Source organism: Spongiactinospora rosea (assembly GCF_003315795.1).
Taxonomy (GTDB): Bacteria; Actinomycetota; Actinomycetes; order Streptosporangiales; family Streptosporangiaceae; genus Spongiactinospora; species Spongiactinospora rosea.
In genome coordinates this window covers 197,808-213,637 of sequence record NZ_QMEY01000010.1, presented here as the reverse complement: position 1 = coordinate 213,637, position 15,830 = coordinate 197,808, and the positions used below count along the sequence as shown (strand labels likewise).

General features: G+C 71.1%; 15 protein-coding genes. 7 read left to right on the top strand and 8 right to left on the bottom strand.

What is annotated here, in order from left to right; translation table 11 throughout:
- Window positions 1-39: 39 nt before the first annotated feature.
- A complete protein-coding gene (locus DP939_RS23555) occupies window positions 40-504 on the bottom strand; it encodes an ATP-binding protein (protein WP_158578671.1) in 465 nt (154 codons plus the stop codon).
- 227 nt (window positions 505-731) lie between these two features.
- Here DP939_RS23555 and DP939_RS23550 point away from each other — a divergent pair, with 227 nt between their 5' ends.
- The 3 genes from DP939_RS23550 (at window position 732) to DP939_RS23540 (ending at window position 3,170) form a co-directional block, all read left to right on the top strand.
- Window positions 732-1,631 (top strand): helix-turn-helix domain-containing protein, encoded by a 900-nt coding sequence (locus DP939_RS23550; RefSeq protein ID WP_225878443.1) that lies wholly within the window; start codon window positions 732-734, stop codon window positions 1,629-1,631.
- Window positions 1,632-1,815: 184 nt separating this feature from the next.
- Window positions 1,816-2,049, top strand: a complete 234-nt coding sequence (locus tag DP939_RS23545) for a DUF397 domain-containing protein (protein WP_113982932.1) — start codon at window positions 1,816-1,818, stop codon at window positions 2,047-2,049.
- Between the two features lie 230 nt (window positions 2,050-2,279).
- On the top strand, window positions 2,280-3,170 hold the full coding sequence (locus tag DP939_RS23540) for a DUF2268 domain-containing protein (protein ID WP_113982931.1): 891 nt from the start codon (window positions 2,280-2,282) through the stop codon (window positions 3,168-3,170).
- Window positions 3,171-3,177: 7 nt separating this feature from the next.
- Here the strand turns inward: DP939_RS23540 and DP939_RS48805 are convergent, their stop codons facing one another.
- On the bottom strand, window positions 3,178-4,884 hold the full coding sequence (locus DP939_RS48805) for a DUF4082 domain-containing protein (RefSeq protein WP_199565366.1): 1,707 nt from the start codon (window positions 4,882-4,884) through the stop codon (window positions 3,178-3,180).
- A 370-nt stretch (window positions 4,885-5,254) separates the two neighbouring features.
- Between DP939_RS48805 and DP939_RS23530 the strand changes: the two genes are divergently transcribed.
- On the top strand, window positions 5,255-6,925 hold the full coding sequence (locus DP939_RS23530; RefSeq protein WP_147268105.1) for a translation initiation factor IF-2: 1,671 nt from the start codon (window positions 5,255-5,257) through the stop codon (window positions 6,923-6,925).
- Here the strand turns inward: DP939_RS23530 and DP939_RS23525 are convergent.
- Window positions 6,922-9,072, bottom strand: coding sequence for a tetratricopeptide repeat protein (locus DP939_RS23525; RefSeq protein ID WP_158578670.1), 2,151 nt, complete (start codon window positions 9,070-9,072; stop codon window positions 6,922-6,924). The genes DP939_RS23530 and DP939_RS23525 overlap by 4 nt on opposite strands.
- Window positions 9,073-9,155: 83 nt before the next feature.
- On the opposite strand from DP939_RS23525, the gene DP939_RS23520 reads away from it, so the two are divergent.
- Entirely contained in the window at window positions 9,156-9,524 is a 369-nt protein-coding gene (locus DP939_RS23520; RefSeq protein ID WP_113982928.1) for a hypothetical protein, read from the top strand.
- 14 nt (window positions 9,525-9,538) lie between these two features.
- On the opposite strand, the gene DP939_RS23515 is transcribed toward DP939_RS23520, so the two are convergent.
- Both DP939_RS23515 and DP939_RS23510 read right to left on the bottom strand, forming a co-directional pair.
- Window positions 9,539-10,054, bottom strand: coding sequence for a hypothetical protein (locus tag DP939_RS23515; protein WP_113982927.1), 516 nt, complete (start codon window positions 10,052-10,054; stop codon window positions 9,539-9,541).
- Between the two features lie 2 nt (window positions 10,055-10,056).
- Entirely contained in the window at window positions 10,057-10,683 is a 627-nt protein-coding gene (locus DP939_RS23510; RefSeq protein ID WP_113982926.1) for a TetR/AcrR family transcriptional regulator, read from the bottom strand.
- Window positions 10,684-10,935: 252 nt separating this feature from the next.
- Here DP939_RS23510 and DP939_RS23505 point away from each other — a divergent pair, with 252 nt between their 5' ends.
- The gene (locus DP939_RS23505; protein WP_199565365.1) at window positions 10,936-12,360 is read left to right on the top strand and encodes an MFS transporter; all 1,425 of its coding nucleotides are present in this window, start codon (window positions 10,936-10,938) and stop codon (window positions 12,358-12,360) included.
- Between the two features lie 173 nt (window positions 12,361-12,533).
- On the opposite strand, the gene DP939_RS23500 is transcribed toward DP939_RS23505, so the two are convergent.
- Both DP939_RS23500 and DP939_RS23495 read right to left on the bottom strand, forming a co-directional pair.
- Window positions 12,534-12,977 carry a hypothetical protein gene (locus DP939_RS23500; RefSeq protein WP_147268104.1) on the bottom strand — a complete coding sequence of 148 codons (444 nt, stop codon included), beginning with the start codon at window positions 12,975-12,977 and terminating at the stop codon, window positions 12,534-12,536.
- 361 nt (window positions 12,978-13,338) lie between these two features.
- The gene (locus DP939_RS23495; RefSeq protein ID WP_113982924.1) at window positions 13,339-14,466 is read right to left on the bottom strand and encodes an FAD-dependent oxidoreductase; all 1,128 of its coding nucleotides are present in this window, start codon (window positions 14,464-14,466) and stop codon (window positions 13,339-13,341) included.
- 62 nt (window positions 14,467-14,528) lie between these two features.
- Here DP939_RS23495 and DP939_RS23490 point away from each other — a divergent pair, with 62 nt between their 5' ends.
- Window positions 14,529-14,987 carry a MarR family winged helix-turn-helix transcriptional regulator gene (locus DP939_RS23490; protein ID WP_113982923.1) on the top strand — a complete coding sequence of 153 codons (459 nt, stop codon included), beginning with the start codon at window positions 14,529-14,531 and terminating at the stop codon, window positions 14,985-14,987.
- Here the strand turns inward: DP939_RS23490 and DP939_RS48800 are convergent.
- Entirely contained in the window at window positions 14,979-15,788 is an 810-nt protein-coding gene (locus tag DP939_RS48800; RefSeq protein WP_113982922.1) for an alpha/beta hydrolase, read from the bottom strand. The two genes, DP939_RS23490 and DP939_RS48800, sit on opposite strands and share 9 nt — an antisense overlap.
- Window positions 15,789-15,830 lie beyond the last annotated feature (42 nt).

Sequence of the window (15,830 nt, the reverse complement as noted above, 5' to 3'; positions counted from 1 at the left end):
ATCAGCGCGCGGTCCTGTGGGGACACGACCGGACGCGGCTCAGCCGGAGGTGTCGAGCACCGCCCAGACGGTCTTGCCGTGGTCGTTGAGCGGGAACCAGCCCCAGCAGACGCTGAGCGCCTGGACTAAGTGCAGGCCACGGCCGGTCTCGGCGAAGCAGTCCTGTTCGGTGAGGACGGGCGCGTCGCGGCTTTCGTCGGAGACCGCGCAGGCCACCTGCCGGTCACTGCGGACCAGCCGCAGCCCGACCAGCCCGCCCGCGTGCCGCATCGCGTTGGTGACCAGCTCGGAGACGATGAGCTGGGCGTCGTAGGAGCACTCGGGTGAGGCCCAGTCGCCGAGCACGGAGACGGCGAACTCCCTGGCGACCGCGGGCGAGGCGGGCGTGCAGACGTCGAGGCCGGGGAACCGCGGTCGGCCGTCGTTCACCAGAGCGGTGAGCAGCCAGGCCGGGGGCCGTGGTTCCCCCGTGGCGGCCTGCTGCCGTGCTACAGGTGTCGTCATGGAAACGTCCCCAGGGCGATCGAAGGTGCGCGCGGTCCGGGCAAGTCGTTCAAAGGACATCTTTGCCCGACGGTGAATCTCGTGCAAGTACATCGGAACGGTGCTGATGCAAGTTCTTCCGAACGTTACCTTTGCATGTGCGTATGCACGTGCAGAAGCACTGTACGTTGGGTGGTGAACGTGCGACACTACTTGATTGTTCAACTTGATCGACAGGGAGCACGGCGTTGATCGCAGAAGCGGCCGACAGCGGATCGTTACTCTCGCCCGGGTCGGGTGGACCGACGATCCTGCGGATCCTGCTCGGCACCCAACTCAGGCGGCTCCGCACCGCCAAGGACATCACCCGCGAGGCCGCCGGCCACGCCATCAGAGGCTCGCACGCGAAGATCAGCCGGCTGGAGCTGGGCCGGGTCAGCTTCAAGGAACGCGACGTCGCCGACCTCCTCACCCTGTACGGCGTGACCGACCCCGACGAACGCGCGGCACTTCTCGCCCTGGCCCGCCAGGCCAACTCCCCCGGCTGGTGGCACAAGTACACGGACCTGCTCCCCGGCTGGTTCGAGGTGTACGTCGGCCTTGAAGAGGCCGCCTGCACGATCCGCTCCTATGAGATCCAGTTCGTCCCCGGCCTGCTCCAGACCCGCGACTACGCGCGTTCGGTGATCCTGCTGGCCAACTCCGCCGCCCCCGGCGACGAGCTGGACCGCCGCATCGACCTGCGGATGCGCCGCCAGCAGCGGCTGACCGGTCCGGACGCCCCGGTGCTGTGGGTGGTGATGGACGAGGCCGTGCTGCGCCGTCCGCTGGGCGGCCGGGAGATCATGCGCGCCCAGGTCGAGCACCTGCTCCAGGCCATCGAGCTGCCCAACGTGACCCTCCAGATCGTCCCGTTCGACCGCGGCGGGCACGCGGCGGCGGGCGGTCCGTTCACCCTGCTGCGGTTCCGCGAGCGCGAACTCCCCGACGTCGTCTACATGGAACAGCTCGACAGCGCCCTCTATCTCGACAAGCTGGAGGAGACCGAGCGGTACATGGAGGTGATGGACAGCCTGTGCGTCCAGGCCGACTGCGCCGCCGACAGCAAACGGTTCCTGAGCAGGCTGCGTAACGAGCTGTCCGACTGACGTCCATCCCCAGTTACCCGGGCCACCACCCGCCGTCTCCCTGAACAGCGGGAAGTACCTTGCGCAACCGCCATAAATGTCGCGGTCCATGCACATGCCCGGGAGTTTTGGCGTATCTTGCGACATGCAAGCGCAGATGCACGTGCATTGGTACGCACCTGCACAGCACCTCGGGGAGACAAGGATGAACTCGATCCACAACGGTGTACCCGCCGACCGCCTGACCGTCGCCTGGCGCAAGAGCCGGCACAGCAACCCCAACGGCAACTGCGTCGAGGTGGCCCCGCTGGCGGACGGGGGGGTCGCCGTGCGGAACTCCCGGTACCCGGAGGGTCCGGCCCTCGTCTACACCAGCGCCGAGATCAGGGCCTTCATTCTGGGTGCCAAGGACGGCGAGTTCGACGACATGATCAACTGATCGTCGCCACACCGAACGCCACACGGCCACACGGCCACACGGAACGCCACAGGAAAACGCCACCGTGACGCCACGGAAGACGCCACGACTCGGTCACATCCGGCCGCCGGGGATCGGCCGGACCCGCTCAAGCCGCCTACGCGGCCGGGCGGCCCCGGCGGTGTCCACGGCCCCTGCCCCGCGAAAATTCCCTTGAGTCTCCCGTAACGGGAGGCTTTACCGTACCCGGCATGGAACTGGTCGTACACGACACGATCTCCACCATGGCGGAGATCATCACCCTGCCCCGGGAGCGGCGGGCCGACGCCCTGCGCGCGATGCTCGCGCCGATGGAGGGCGCGATGCCGCCCGGCGACCCCGTGGACATCCACCACCAGGGCGGCGGATTCCGGCTCGACACCGACGACCCCCGCTACGCGAAGGCCCTGGAACGGCTGGCCGCCGAGGACGTGCTCGGCCAGATCGAGCGGGAGATCCGCCGGGCGCTCGATCACCTGGTGGCGCATGTGCCCGGGATCAAGCACCACGACCGGCAGCAGGTGATGTTCGTCCTCGGCAACCCCGACAACGAGCACCTGATGAAGACCGCGGCCGGCTACTACGGCATGGGCGCCGCGCCCGGCTGGGTGTACCTGCTGGCCTGGCCGGACGACGACGTGATCGGCAAGATCGCGCACTGCGGGGTGCACGAGTTCCACCACCAGGTCCGTTACGCCAACGTGGAGTGGAACCCGGCCACGGTCCCCGTCGGCGAACATGTGGTCGCCGAGGGGCTGGCGGAGGCGTTCGTCAGGGAGCTGTCCGGGGCGGAGGCGATGGGTCCGTGGTCGGAGATGGTCGCGGGCGAGGAGCTGGAGCGGGCGTACGCCAAGACGACGGCCGACATCGAGCGCCCCGGGATGGGCACCGCCCTCGGGTACGTCCTGGGCGACCCGGCCATGGAGCGCTTCGGGTATGAGCCGGTGGGCGTCCCGAGCATGTCCGGCTATGCCGTCGGACTGCGCATCGTGGACGCCCACCTGGCCGCCACCGGGCTGACCGTGGCGGAGAGCACCGTACTGCCCGGTCTCACGATCGCCGCGAACGCGGGCATCGCGCTCTCCGCCGCCTCTTCCGGTTAGCCCTTTCTCAGCCCTGGCCCTTGCCCTGCGGACCATCGCACCTCAGCGGGCCGACGGTGCCGGTGATGCGGTAGTTCTTGTCGATGGTCACCAGCGTGTTGTCCGACCAGTCGACGGTCCGGCAGTCGCTCTCCGTCGGGCCGTACACCCACGACTTGTTCACCAGCCGGTTGCCGCGGACCACGGCCTCACCGGCCACGTTGCGGACCTGAATGCTGTAGGTGCCGCCCATGACCAGGTTGTCGGTGACCACGACGTCCCGCTGGTAGTCGTCCACCAGGAAGATCGGCGCGGTGGCGTCCTTGGCGAACCGCTGGTCGATCGTGTTGTGGTCGAAGATCAGGCCCGTGCCGGTCTTGTACGCCTGGATTCCGTCGGAGTGGTCGCCCGGGTTGGAGCACAGCTTGATGTAGGAGTCACGGATCTCGATGTCGTTGCCCGAGGCCCGGAAGCCGTCGCTGTGGTTGCGTACGTGGACCCTGGTGGCCTTGTACTTGTCCCAGCCGACTCCCGGATGGGTCTCACAGCCGGACTCCGCGCCGACGGTCGAGTCGCTGATCTCGAAGGAGTACGTCGTGGGGCCGTCGTTGTTGATCACGCTGCCGTCGATCTGGCTGTTGACGATCTTGACGTTGTTCGCGTGGATCACCAGGTGGCCCGGTACGTAGACGCCGTCCAGCACGGTGCCCGCCTTGGTGACGCGGTAGGCGTCGCCGTCGAGGTTCAGCGGGAGTTCCCGGAGCTGGGTGCCCTCCGGCACGCCGACGCAGCCGGGCGCGGGGTAGGCGCAGTCACCGCTGGGCGGGTCGGAGTCGGTGGGGGTCGCCGTCGGGGTCTTCGTCGGCTCCTTGGTCGGCTCGTTCGTGGGGGCCGGGGTCTCCGAAGGCTCCTCGGTGGGCTCCTTCGTCGGCTCCTTGGTGGGTTCTTGCGTCGGTTCGCCCGTGGGGGTCGACGTGGGTTCCCCGGTGGGCTCGCTCACCGTGGGCGACGGCTCGGGCGTCTCCGACTCGGTGGCGGTCGGGGTGGGAGTGGGGGTCGGCTTGGGCGTCGGCTTGGTGGTCGGACGCCGCCACTCGTACCAGCGGAAGATCACATCGACCCAGTAGTTGTAGGAGCGCGGGTTCGCCCTGCGCGGGTAGGCGCTCCTGCCGTACTGGTAGACGCCCGCCTTGCCCCACGCCGTGCGCAGCGGCCCGGACTTCACCGAGGTGAACCCCGGCGTGCCCACGAAGACGCCGCCTCGCGTGTGGTAGGAGACGGTGTAGACGCCGCCGGACTTGATCCGTACCGGCTGCGCGAAGTGCGCCTGCTGCCAGCCGGTCGCGCTCTCCTCGGTGAACGTGACGCGGGCGATCCGCCGCCCGTAGGAGTCCCACAGGCTGCCGGTGTGCCCGCCGCGGTCGCCCTTGGCCTTGAAGAACCGGACGCCGAGCACCCAGCCGTCCCGGGAGGCGGTGAAGCGGGTGCCGAGTTCGACCGCGCTGCGGTCGCGGTATCTGGAGGGGACGATCTCCTGGGAGTTCCACAGGCTCGTCTCCTGTGCCTCGCGGACGGGCGCCGCCGCGCCGGCCGGGGCGACCAGTACCTGCTGCGGGCCTCGGTTGGCCAGCCAGACGATGGGTACCGCCGCTCCCACCAGGAAGGCCGCCACGATGACGGCCAGAACGCCACGGCGTCTCCGCGGCCGGTCGGGTAACGCGCTCTCACCGTCCATGCCAGGACTCGGGATATGCCTACCGGTCATGTCTGCGACCTCCGCGACGATTAGCCACCCGGTATGTGTCGTGCGTACCTTGCGTTGTCGGGTTTACTGTGCGTTCCCTCGTACCGGGTGCCATCTTTACGAGTTGGATCTTCAACATGCAGCCCTTTCCCCGATTTTTCTTGTAGATCGGCATAAATCAGCACTCCGGAACGCGTGGCCGGAAGCGGCCAAACCAAGTGATTCGCCCGCGCGGTGCGCCCAGATCACCTATACCGGGCGCTCCGATCCGCCCACAAGACCGTTCCACGAGACCGTTCCACAGGTTCGGTCTGCGGCCGGGTCCCGGGGTGGGTCTGTGGCGGCTTGCCATAATCGCGGGATGGAAACGGCGGTGACCGACGGGTGGCTCTCGGTGCCGGTGGGGGCCGAGGCGGAGCGGTGGAACACGGTGGCCGCCCGTCGTACCGTGCTCGGGGTGGCCCGCAACATGGCCGCGGCGAGCCGGCTGCTCGACATCGTGCCGCTGTTCCGGTCCGACCCGCGGGTGCAGGTGGTGTTCACCGTGGCGGGCGGCTCGGCGTTCGGCGATCCGGTCGCCGACTACCTCCGTGACGTACAGGCCCGGACCATCCCGTGGGAGCAGGCCGTGGCCACCCGGTTCGACCTCGCCATCGCGCCCAGCGCGAACGGGCGGCTGGACCGGCTGCGCGCCCCGGTACTGCTGACCCCGCACGGGGCCGGGCACAACCGGCGTCTCACCGGCCCCGACGGCGGCGATCTGGGCACGTCGGGGCTGTCGGCGGCGCAGCTCGTCCGCGACGGGCGGGTGGTGCCGGCGGCCATCGCGCTGCCGCACGCCGACCAGTTGACCCGGCTGGCCCGCGACTGCCCGCAGGCGCTCCCGCGCGCGGTCATCACGGGCGACCCGTGCTTCGACCGGATCGCCGCGAACGCCGTACGGCGGGACCGCCACCGCCGTGCGCTCGGCGTCGGCGAGCGCAAACTGATCTTCGTCAGTTCGACCTGGGGGCGGCACGCCCTCCTGGCCCCCGGCGGCGGCCTGGTGACCCGGCTGCTGGCCGAACTGCCGCTGGACGAGTACGCGGTGGCGCTGGCCGCCCACCCCAACGTCTGGTACGGCCATGGGGGGCTCCAGTTGCGCCTGTGGCTGGCGGAGGCTCGTGAGGCGGGACTCATCCTCATCCCGCCGCACGCGGGCTGGCAGGGGGCTCTCATCGCCGCGGACGCGGTGGTGGGCGATCACGGCTCGGTGACCTTCTACGGCGCGGCGCTGGGCCGCCCGGCGCTGCTCGCCTCATCCGGTGCGGAGCTGGACGAACTGGACCCGTCCTCGCCCACCGCCGAACTGTGCCGCGTACTGCCCCGGCTGGATCCGCGCCGGGGGCTGCTGCCGCAGATCGAAGCCCTCATGTCCGGACATGTCCCCACCGCCTACGACGCCGTGACCATCCGCAGCGTCGGCCAGGGCGGCGGCGGGGAGCGCCTGCGGCGGCTCGCGTACGACCTGATGGACTTCCCGCCCCCGGGCCCCGCCGTCCCCGTCACCCCGCTGCCCGAGCCCGCCCCCGAACAGGTCGTACGGCCGGGCGCGCTGCTCGTGACGGCGGCCGTCGAGCCGGACGGCGTCATCGCGCTGCGCCGCTACCCGGCCGCCCCGCCCCGCGACCCGTCCGCCGGCGAGCCGCCCGACGCCCACCTGATCACCTGGGCGGACGAACTCGACCGGCGGATCCTGGAGACCGCCGCGATCATCATGCGCGACGGCGACGCCCCGGGCTGGGCCGACGAGGTCCTACGCCGCCACCCCGGCTGCTTCATGGCCGCCGCCCTCACCGGCCCCAACACCGCCACCCTGACCTTCCGCCGCGGCGACCGCCTGCACGCCACCGCCTCCCCGGGCCTGAACGCCGGCCATCTGCCGTCCGCCGTCTACGCCTGGCTGACCACGGACCACCCGGCCCGGCCCCTGCCCGCCGAAATCTCCGTGCGCCTGGGCGACCGCCGCGCCACGATGGGACTCCAGGGTTAGAGGTCGTGCTCGGCGCGCAGTTCGGTGGCGCGGTCGGTGTTGCCGGCGGCCAGCCAGGCTGCCACCGCCTGCCGTACGTGGGCCCGTGCGGTGCCGGGGTCGCCGGACTCCGCCGCCAGTGCGGCGAGCAGTTCCCAGGCCCGCGCCTCCTGCGCCGGGACCCGCCGGGCGCGCATGATCTCCGCCGCCCGCCCCGCCACCCGTACCGCGTCGGCGGACCGGCCCAGGCTCCGGTACGCCGTACCGAGCCTGATCCCGATCTTGCCCTGCAACAGCTCGTCGCCGACCTCCGTCATCACGGTCATCGCCCGCTCGAACGCCGCAGCCGCCTCGTCGTGCCGTCCGCCCCGGCTGTGCGCCAGCCCCAGGTGGTAGGTCTGCAACCCGACGCCGCGCGGGTTGCCGATGTCCTCGTTGACGCGCAGCGCCTCGCGAAACGCGGCCGTGGCCGCCTCGAGGTCGCCGCGTTCCAGGTCCACCCGTCCCAGCGACTCCAGTACCGCCGCCTCCATCCGCCGGTTCCCCGACTCCTCCGCCGCCGCGCGGGCGAGGACCAGCTCTTCGTGCGCGCCGCCGTACTCGCCCAGTTCGAGCAGCGCCCGCGCCACCTGGTTGCGCATCCGCGCCTGCGCCGCCAGGTCACCGCAGCGCAGCGCCGCCGCGACTCCGAGCCGGTTGGCCTCCAGCCAGTCGGCGTAGTGCTTGCGCTGGTAGTACAGCGCCCACATCGCCTCCGCCGCCTGCCAGACGAACGCGTCCCACCCGCGCGCGGCGGCCCCGCGCAGCAGCGCCAGGATGTTGGCGCGCTCGGCGTCCAGCCAGTCCAGCGCCTCACCCGGCGAGCCGAACGCCGCGCCCTCGGCGAGCCGCCGCCCATGGTCGGCCAGCCGCAGCCGCCTCCCCATCACGGCCAGGTCGGCCGCGGCCATCCGCCCGAGGTACCACTCCGCCGCCCGCTCCAGCGCCGCGTCCCGCTCCTCGGCGGACTCCTCGCGCTCGGCGCACCTCGCCGCGTGCAGCCGCACCAGGTCGTGGAACCGGTACCGATCCCCGTCGCCCAGCTCGTCCAGGAGGTTGGCGTCGAGCAGTACGTCCAGCAGGTCCGTCACGTCATCGTCGCCGCCGTCGATCGCGGTGGCCGCGCCCGGCGGGAAGTCCGGTCCGGGCAGCAGGCCCAGCCGCCGGTAGAGCCGCGCCGCGCCGGGCGGCAGCCCGTCGTACGCCGCCTCGAACACGGACTCCACCACCGGCTTCCCCTCCACCGCCAGCCGGTCCAGGCGGCGGGCCGCGTCCGTCAGCTCGCGGACCACCCGCTCGATCGTCCAGGCCGGGCGCTGGACCAACCTCGCCCCCGCCACCCGCAGCGCGATCGGCAGGCCGCCGCACAGCCGTACCAGCTCGGCCGCCGCCGCCGGGTCCGCGCGCAGCCGGTCCTCGCCCAGCATCCCGGCGAGCAGCCGGGCCCCCTCATCGGCGGACAGCGGCGCCATCCGGATCGGCACCGCGCCGGAGAGCAGCAGCTCGCCCAGGCGGCGATGGCTGGTCACCACGACCGCGCTGGCGCGCGAGGCGGGCAGCAGGGGCGTGACCTCGGCCGCGTGTTCGGCGTCGTCGATGAGCAGGAGCAGCCGCAGGCCCGCGGTCTTGGAACGGAACATCGAGGCCCGCTCCGGCAGTTCGGCGGGGATCCACTCCTCGTGTACGCCGAGCGCCCGCAGGAACCCGCCCAGTACGTCGCTCACCTCGGTCCCGCCCCGGTGGCGCAGGGCCCCGAGGTCGGCGTACAGCTGGCCGTCGCCGAACCGGTCGCTGACCTGGTGCGCCCAGCGGCGGGTGAACGCGCTCTTGCCGACCCCGCCGATGCCGCTGATCACCGCCACGGGCGGCGCGTCCGGCTCACCGGCCAGCAGCGCGTCGAGCGCGGCCAGCTCCTCCGTCCGGTTGACGAACCCGCGCGGGGGTGCGGGCACCTGCCGGGGCACCCGCACCGGCGGCGGCGGCGGCGGAGCGCCCGCCCCGATGGTCAGGTGCGCGATGTCCCTGGCCTGTACCACGCCACCGGACACCTGCCCCCCGGAAAGTTCGTTGCGCAGCACGTCGCCGGTGGGGCCTTCGCCGCCGCCCTGGCCCGCCTCATGGGTCGCCACGTTCGGCAAGTTTTCCTTCCCCGGCCGGCGCGGGCAAGGCGACAATTGGAGCGAGCCCATTTTCCGACGTGTTGGGAGACGCGATGGACCCGAGCATCATCCCCGCGCTGGCCGCCGTCATCTCCGCCGCCGTCGGCGGTGCCGCTGGTGAGGCGGGCAAAAGCGCATGGACCTCCCTGACCTCCCTCGTACGGCGGCGATTCGGCAGGGAAACGGCGGCCGAGCTGGAACCCGGGGCGAATTCCACGGAAATGGCGGAGGATTTGGTGAACCGCGCCGGGGCCGATCCCGAATTCGCGCGGGCGCTGGCGGAGTGGATGTCGGAGACGTCCAAGGTCGTCCAGCAGAAACACGACGTGGTCAACGTGATCGGCGGGGAGGCGCGGATCACCGGGCCGGTCGTACAGGCGGGAGACGTGTTCGGCTCGATCAACCTGGGCGGCCGGGACTGACCCTGCGCGCTGCGCTACCAGCAGAGCACGCCGCCGGTGGCGGCTGACCTGACCGCGAGGTGGTAGTCGCCGCCTCCGGTCTTGTTCGTGCGCACGCCGATGAACGCCTTCTGGCCGTTGACCACCTTCGTGAGGCACAACAGGTCGACGTCGTCGTCCTCGGGCCGGACGCCGGGGACGACCTTCCAGCCATCTCTGACCGCCGCCGAACGGTACAGGGCGGGCACCGCCTCGTGGGTGTCGCGCAGGGTGTAGGACTGGTCGGCGTACGCGAGGTCGTCGTCCGGCTCGCATCCGGCGTACCGCTTGGACGGTCGCGCCCCGGGCGGGCGTACGTCGAGAACGCCGAGGCGGCCGAGGGCCTCGCCCATCCGCTCCCGCTCCTGCGGACACCCTGGCGACACGTACTTCGCCGCGACCGCCTGGACCAGGCCGTTCCCGCTCATCATCCCCACCGCCAGGGCGCCTCCGCCGAGGAGCAGGCCCGCCCCGCAGGCCAGCGCCGCCATCTTCCCGATCGCAGGGTTCATGATCAGGAATCTACCTCGGCGGGCGCGTCCGTCGCCCGGACGATTCCGGCCACCAGGCGGCGTAGGGCCCAGGAGAAGTCGCCCGGCGAACCCGGTGTGGCGGGGTGTGCGGTCTGGTCCAGGAGGTGTCCGAGGAGCAGGTGCCACAGGGCGCGGTAGGCACGTACCGCGTCGTCGTCGTCGAGCCCGGCCGCCCGCAGCAGCGCCAGGTTGTGCCCGGCCACACTGTGCGCACCGTCCGCGACCCGGCTCCCCTCGGCGATGACCCGCGCACCCCAGGGGTGCGCGGCCAGATAGGCGTACATCGCCTCCCACTGCCCCACCACCGCGTCCCCCGCCCAGCCGTTCCTCCCGGCCTCGGCGGACTCGCCAGGCTCACCGGGCTCGCCGGGCTCATCGGGCCGGCCCGGCATCGGAAAGCTGGTCGCCAGGTCCTCGGCGAGCAGGCCGAGAAGTTCGGCCCGGTCGGCGATGTGCCGGTAGAGCGACGCCTGGCCGGTGCCGAGTTCGCCGGCCACCCGGCGCAGGGTCAGCTCGGCGAGCCCATCGGAGTCGGCCACCCTGCGCGCGGCGGCGACGATGAGCTGCCGGTTCAGCGGCCGGCGGTGGTATGTCACATCTTGTGTCACCGCACCCCCTGTTGCGAACGTCGTTCGCGTTAGGTTAACTTAACTGCACTGTTGCGCGAACGTCGTTCGCACAGCCCCCCGAGCCCCTGAGACTTTCACCGCAGCGCCGTCGCGTCCAGAATCCGGCACCACCCGTACGGCCATCCCTGCCGGAGATCCGAGGTATGCGATGACCCACTCCGACGCGTTCATCATCGGGAACGGAACAAGGGCTCGCTTCGGCGGCGGCGACGGCTTCGACCATCGCGTGGCGTGCGCGGGCGAGTCCGCGTGACCACCGCCGCCGCGCCCGCGTCCGCTCCGCCCCTCCCCAGCAGCAGACCGGGGGGCGTACTGACCGCGCTCGTACTGGTCGTACTCTCCTACGGCCTGCCGCAGACCATGGTCGTCCCGGCGATGAGCGTGCTGCAACACGACCTCGGCACCACCCAGGCGGCGGCGTCCTGGGCGGTACTGTCGGCGACGCTGCTGGCCAGCGCCGTCTGCACCCCGCTCGCCGGGCGGCTCGCCGACCGCTACTGCACGCGGCGGGTGCTGCTCGCCTGCCTCGGCCTCTACCTGGCCGGCAACCTCGCCGCCGTCGTCGCGCCCAACGTCGGCGTACTGATCGCCTGCCGGGCCGTCCAGGGCGTCAGCCTGGCCCTGCTCCCGCTCTCGTTCGCGATCGTACGCCGCACCCTCCCGCCCGCCCGGGTGCCGTTCGGCCTCGCGCTGACCGCCGGACTGGTCGGCGGTACGGCGGGCGCGGGCCTGCTCGTCGGCGGCGTCATCGTGGACCAGGGGTCCTGGCGCTGGCTGTTCGTGATCGGCGCGCTGCTCGTACTCGCCGCACTGATCGCCACCGTCGCGTTCGTGCCACCGCTGCCGGGCAGCCCGTCGGGACGGCTCGACCTGCCGGGCACGGTGACCCTCGCGGGCGGCCTCGTCGCACTGCTGCTCGGCATCACCGAGGGGCCCGCCTGGGGGTGGCTCTCGCCCGCGGTGCTCGGGTTGTTCGCGGGTGGTCTGGTACTGCTGGCGGTGTTCGTCCTGATCGAACGGCGGGCCCCGCACCCGGTGATCGACATCGGCCTGCTGGTCCACCGGCCGCTGCTCATCGCGCACCTGGGCGCGTTCGCACTGGGCGCGAACCAGTTCGTGTTCTACGCGCTACTCCCCAAGATCGCGCAACTGCCCGGCGACATCGGCTTCGGCACCACGGTCACCGGCGCCGCGCTGATGCTGCTCCCGGGCACCTTCCTCATCGTCCCGGCGAGCTGGGCCGTACCGCGCATCGAACGCCGCGCCGGTCATCGGGCGCCTCTTTGGATCGGTCTAATCCTGGCCGCCTGCGGCGGCGTGCTGCTCGCCACCTTCCACGACAGCCTGTGGCAGGTGATGGCCTGCTACCTGGTCTGCGGAGCGGGGTACGGCTTCGCGATGGCGGCCCTCCCGACGCTGGTCAACGCGGGGAGCACCCCCGAGCAGAGCGGCAGCGCCAACGGCGTCAACACCGTCGCCAGAACCGTCGGCGGCGCGACCGGCAGCCAGATCGGCGCTGCCATCCTGGCCGGCACCGTCCTCTCCGGCACCACCAGCCCCTCCTCGACCGGCTTCACCGCCGCCTTCCTCGCCGCAGCGGCCTTCACGGGCCTCGGCGCCCTGGTCCTCCCCCTCCTGGCCAGACCAAAGCCCTGACGGTCGCGCCGATCTCACCGCCCGGGAACGGCGACTACCGGGCCGGGGCCAGGGCACGGGGCCGGGCACCTACCGCCGGTTCGAACGGCGATAGGCGCCCACCCCCATCAGCCGCTCCGCCGACGGCCTTCGGCCGATGAGTTCAGCGCATGGGCGAGCATTTCACGAACGCATCAGTGGCTGGCGTAGCCGGTGCATTCGGTCGGGCTCGTGGTGCCACCGTTGTGCTTGCACGCCTTCCACGGAGCGCCATAGTCGCCGACGGTCCCCGAGTCGTACCAGCCGCTTGTATTGCTACTCGTGAAAGCCGTCGGCGAACCGGTGGCGCTGACCATCCAGACCGCCCCGCCCCTGGCGAGGTACGCCTGACCGTGATAGCCCCTTCCCGTTCCCTGCGTTCCGTCGCACCACCACAGACGGACGGTCGCGCCGCTACCGCCGATCCTTAACATCGTGCAGGGACCTGCCACGATCTTGGAACCACTTTGCTGGGCTTGCTGGGCCGTGGCCGCCTGAGCCGACGCCGGCCCGAACAAAGACACCGCCAGCGCGCCGACCGCGAGCGCACTGGCCGCGGCCACCCGATTTCCGGTCTTGGTCCTGGTGGTATTCCTCACCGAAATCTCCCCCGTTTCCCCGTGAACTGTCGCGTCCGCGACAATGCCCACTCTATGGCCCGGGATCGCCCGGTCACCGGAATCATAGGATAATCGTCTAAATTCAAATATCCGTTAATTAATCGCTTTGGGTGACGGGTTCAGCGGCGGGCCTTGAGGAAAGAGTGCGAGCGGAGCGAAGGCAAAGGCGGCCCCGGCGAAGAGGCGTTCAGTGAACCTTTTTCAACCTCAGGTTCGCTGGTCAGAGGCGGTAGGCGAGATGCCGTATCCGCATGACCAGGCGTCCTGCCAGGGTGCCAGGCCCGGTCCGAGCCCGACGGAGGCACCCCTGACCTGGTCCAAGCGACCGGTTGAAAAAGGTTCAGTGGGGGTTGGCCGCAGTGAGGCGGTTGCTGTAGCGGAGGAGGATGGAACTCTGGGTGTTCTCCGGGAACAGGCGGCCGATCAGCGGGGGGATGCGCCAGTTGGCCGGATTGTGCTTGGCCATTCGCGAGACGAATGACATGCGCGGGTACCGCGCCCTCTCGTACGCCCGCAGCCGCAGCGCCGGATCTCCCCCCTTCCCCGTCAGTTCGCGCCCCAGCACCCAGGCATCCTCCAACGTCTGATTGGCCCCCTGCGCCATGGTCGGCGGCATGATGTGCGCCGCGTCCCCGACGAGTGTGATGCGTCCCTTCCCCCACACCGGACGGACCTTTGTCCAGTGGTGCCCGAAGAATTCGAGTTCGTCTTCCGTGGCCGCGGCCAGTACCTCCGGGACCGGGGAGGCCCAGTGTCCGAAGCGGCGGCGGAGTTCGGCCAGTGGCCTTTCCGGGCGCGGGTCGGTGGGCGACCAGCGTACGTCGAACCACCACTGCAGCATGCCGCCCCCGGCGGGCATCAGCCCGCACGCGCCCTCCCTACCCGTGATCATGAGACTGCGGTGCGAGTGGGTGATGTCGATGTCGATCGGGCTGAGCCCCTGCCACGTCCCGTACGTCGCCGCCCGGACCGCCCCTTCGCCCCACAAATGCCGGCGTACGACCGAATGGTGCCCGTCCGCCCCGATCAGCAGATCCCCGCCGACCGTCGATCCGTCCTCGAAGGCCGCCGTGACCCGGTCCCCGTCCTGGCGTACGCTCCGGCAGTTCATGCCGTAACGCACGAGGTCACCAGGCAGGCCCTCGACCAGGCGTTCGAGGAGCAGGCGGCGCGGGGTCGCTCTGGTCTCGAACCCGTACCTGTCGGCCGCGTCCGCGATGTTCATGCTCGCGCGCAGCCGTCCGCCGGAGGTCATCGCGTCCAGCCGGTCGATGCGCCCGCCGATGCCGTCCAGGCTGACGCCGAGGTCGCTCAGTACGGCGGTGCCGTTGCTGAAGATCGTCACCGCCGCCCCGCCGGTGCGCGGCGCGAGGGCCCGCTCGTACACCCGTACCTGGTGTCCGGCCGCCAGCAGAGTCCGCGCGACGGCCAGGCCGCCCACTCCGGCGCCCATGACGAGAACATCCATATCTTCTCCAACTCGGAGTATCTCCACTTCGAAGATACTCCGGGGTGGAGTAGGTTCGGAAAGTGGCCCGTAAGTACCCAGGCGAAGACGTCTTCCGCGAGTTCCAGATCGCGTTGTTGCTGCACAACGAGGCGGTCGCCGACCGGCTCGGCCTGCAGCCGGCCGACGTCGCGGCGGCCGTCCTGCTCGACATGCGCGGCCCCCTCTCCGTCGGCGCGCTCGCCCAGGAGCTCGGCCTGCCCTCCGCCTCCACCACCCGCCTGATCGACAGACTGGAGAAGGCGGGCTACGTTCGCCGCGTACGCGGCGAACGCGACCGCCGCACGATCACCGTCGAACTGGTCAAAGGCGGCCTGAACGCCTACGACGCCGCCTGCGAGATTTCCCGCCGGCACCTGGAGTCACTCGGCCTCCACTACACCCCCGACCAGATCACCCTCATGATCGACCTGTTCCACCACGTCACCACCGGTTTCCGCACCGCCACCAAGGAACTCCGCGAAACCCCACCCCTACCGTGACAGCTCCCCCCGCAACCGGGTGGCGAACTGGTCGGGGTGGTCGGCGAAGCCGGTGTGGTCGCCGGGGAAGTGGGTGGGCTTGAGGGCGAGGGCGTCGGCGAGGGCGTGGGAGGTGCGGTCGCAGAGTTGGCCGGTGGATTCTTCGCCGATGCCGATGATCAGGCGGTTCCCCAGGGAACGCAGGGCGTTCAGGTCGGGCTGCCAGCGGTCGGTGTGGGTCATTTCGTGGGCGAACCAGCGGTGTTCGTCTTCGACCTGCTGTGGGTCGCGTTCGCCGCCGAACATCATCTCCAGGGCCCCTTCGGGGAGCTCGATGCCCGCCACCCGCATGAACTTCGTCCATGCGCCGATGACGTCGCCCGCCAGGTAGGTGGCGATGTAGTCGTCGGTCTCCGCGTGGATGCGGGCGGCGTCCGGTAGCAGGTTGACCAGGGGCGGTTCGTGGGCGATGACGGTGTGGACCTGGTCGGGGCGGGTCTGGGCGAGGGCGAGGGCGGTGACGGCGCCGCCGCTGGAGCCGAGGACGGTGGCCGGTCCGGCGTCCAGGTGGGTGAGCAGCCGGGACAGGTCGGCGGCGCGCAGGGCGGGGGTGGAGTCCTGTGCGGGGTCGTCGAGGCGGCTGCGGTTGATGCCGCGCGGGTCGGTGGTGAGTACGGTGTGGTCGGTGGCGAGCAGGTCGGCCAGCGGGGCGAAGGGGCCGGCGTCCATCGGGGCGCCGACGAGGGCGATGAGCGGGCCCTGGCCTCGTACTTCGTAGTACAGGTGCGCGCCCGGGACGTCCAGCGTGGCGGTGGTGATCATGGTGCCCTCCCTGGTTCCGGAGCCTCCGGGGCTCCGGCGATG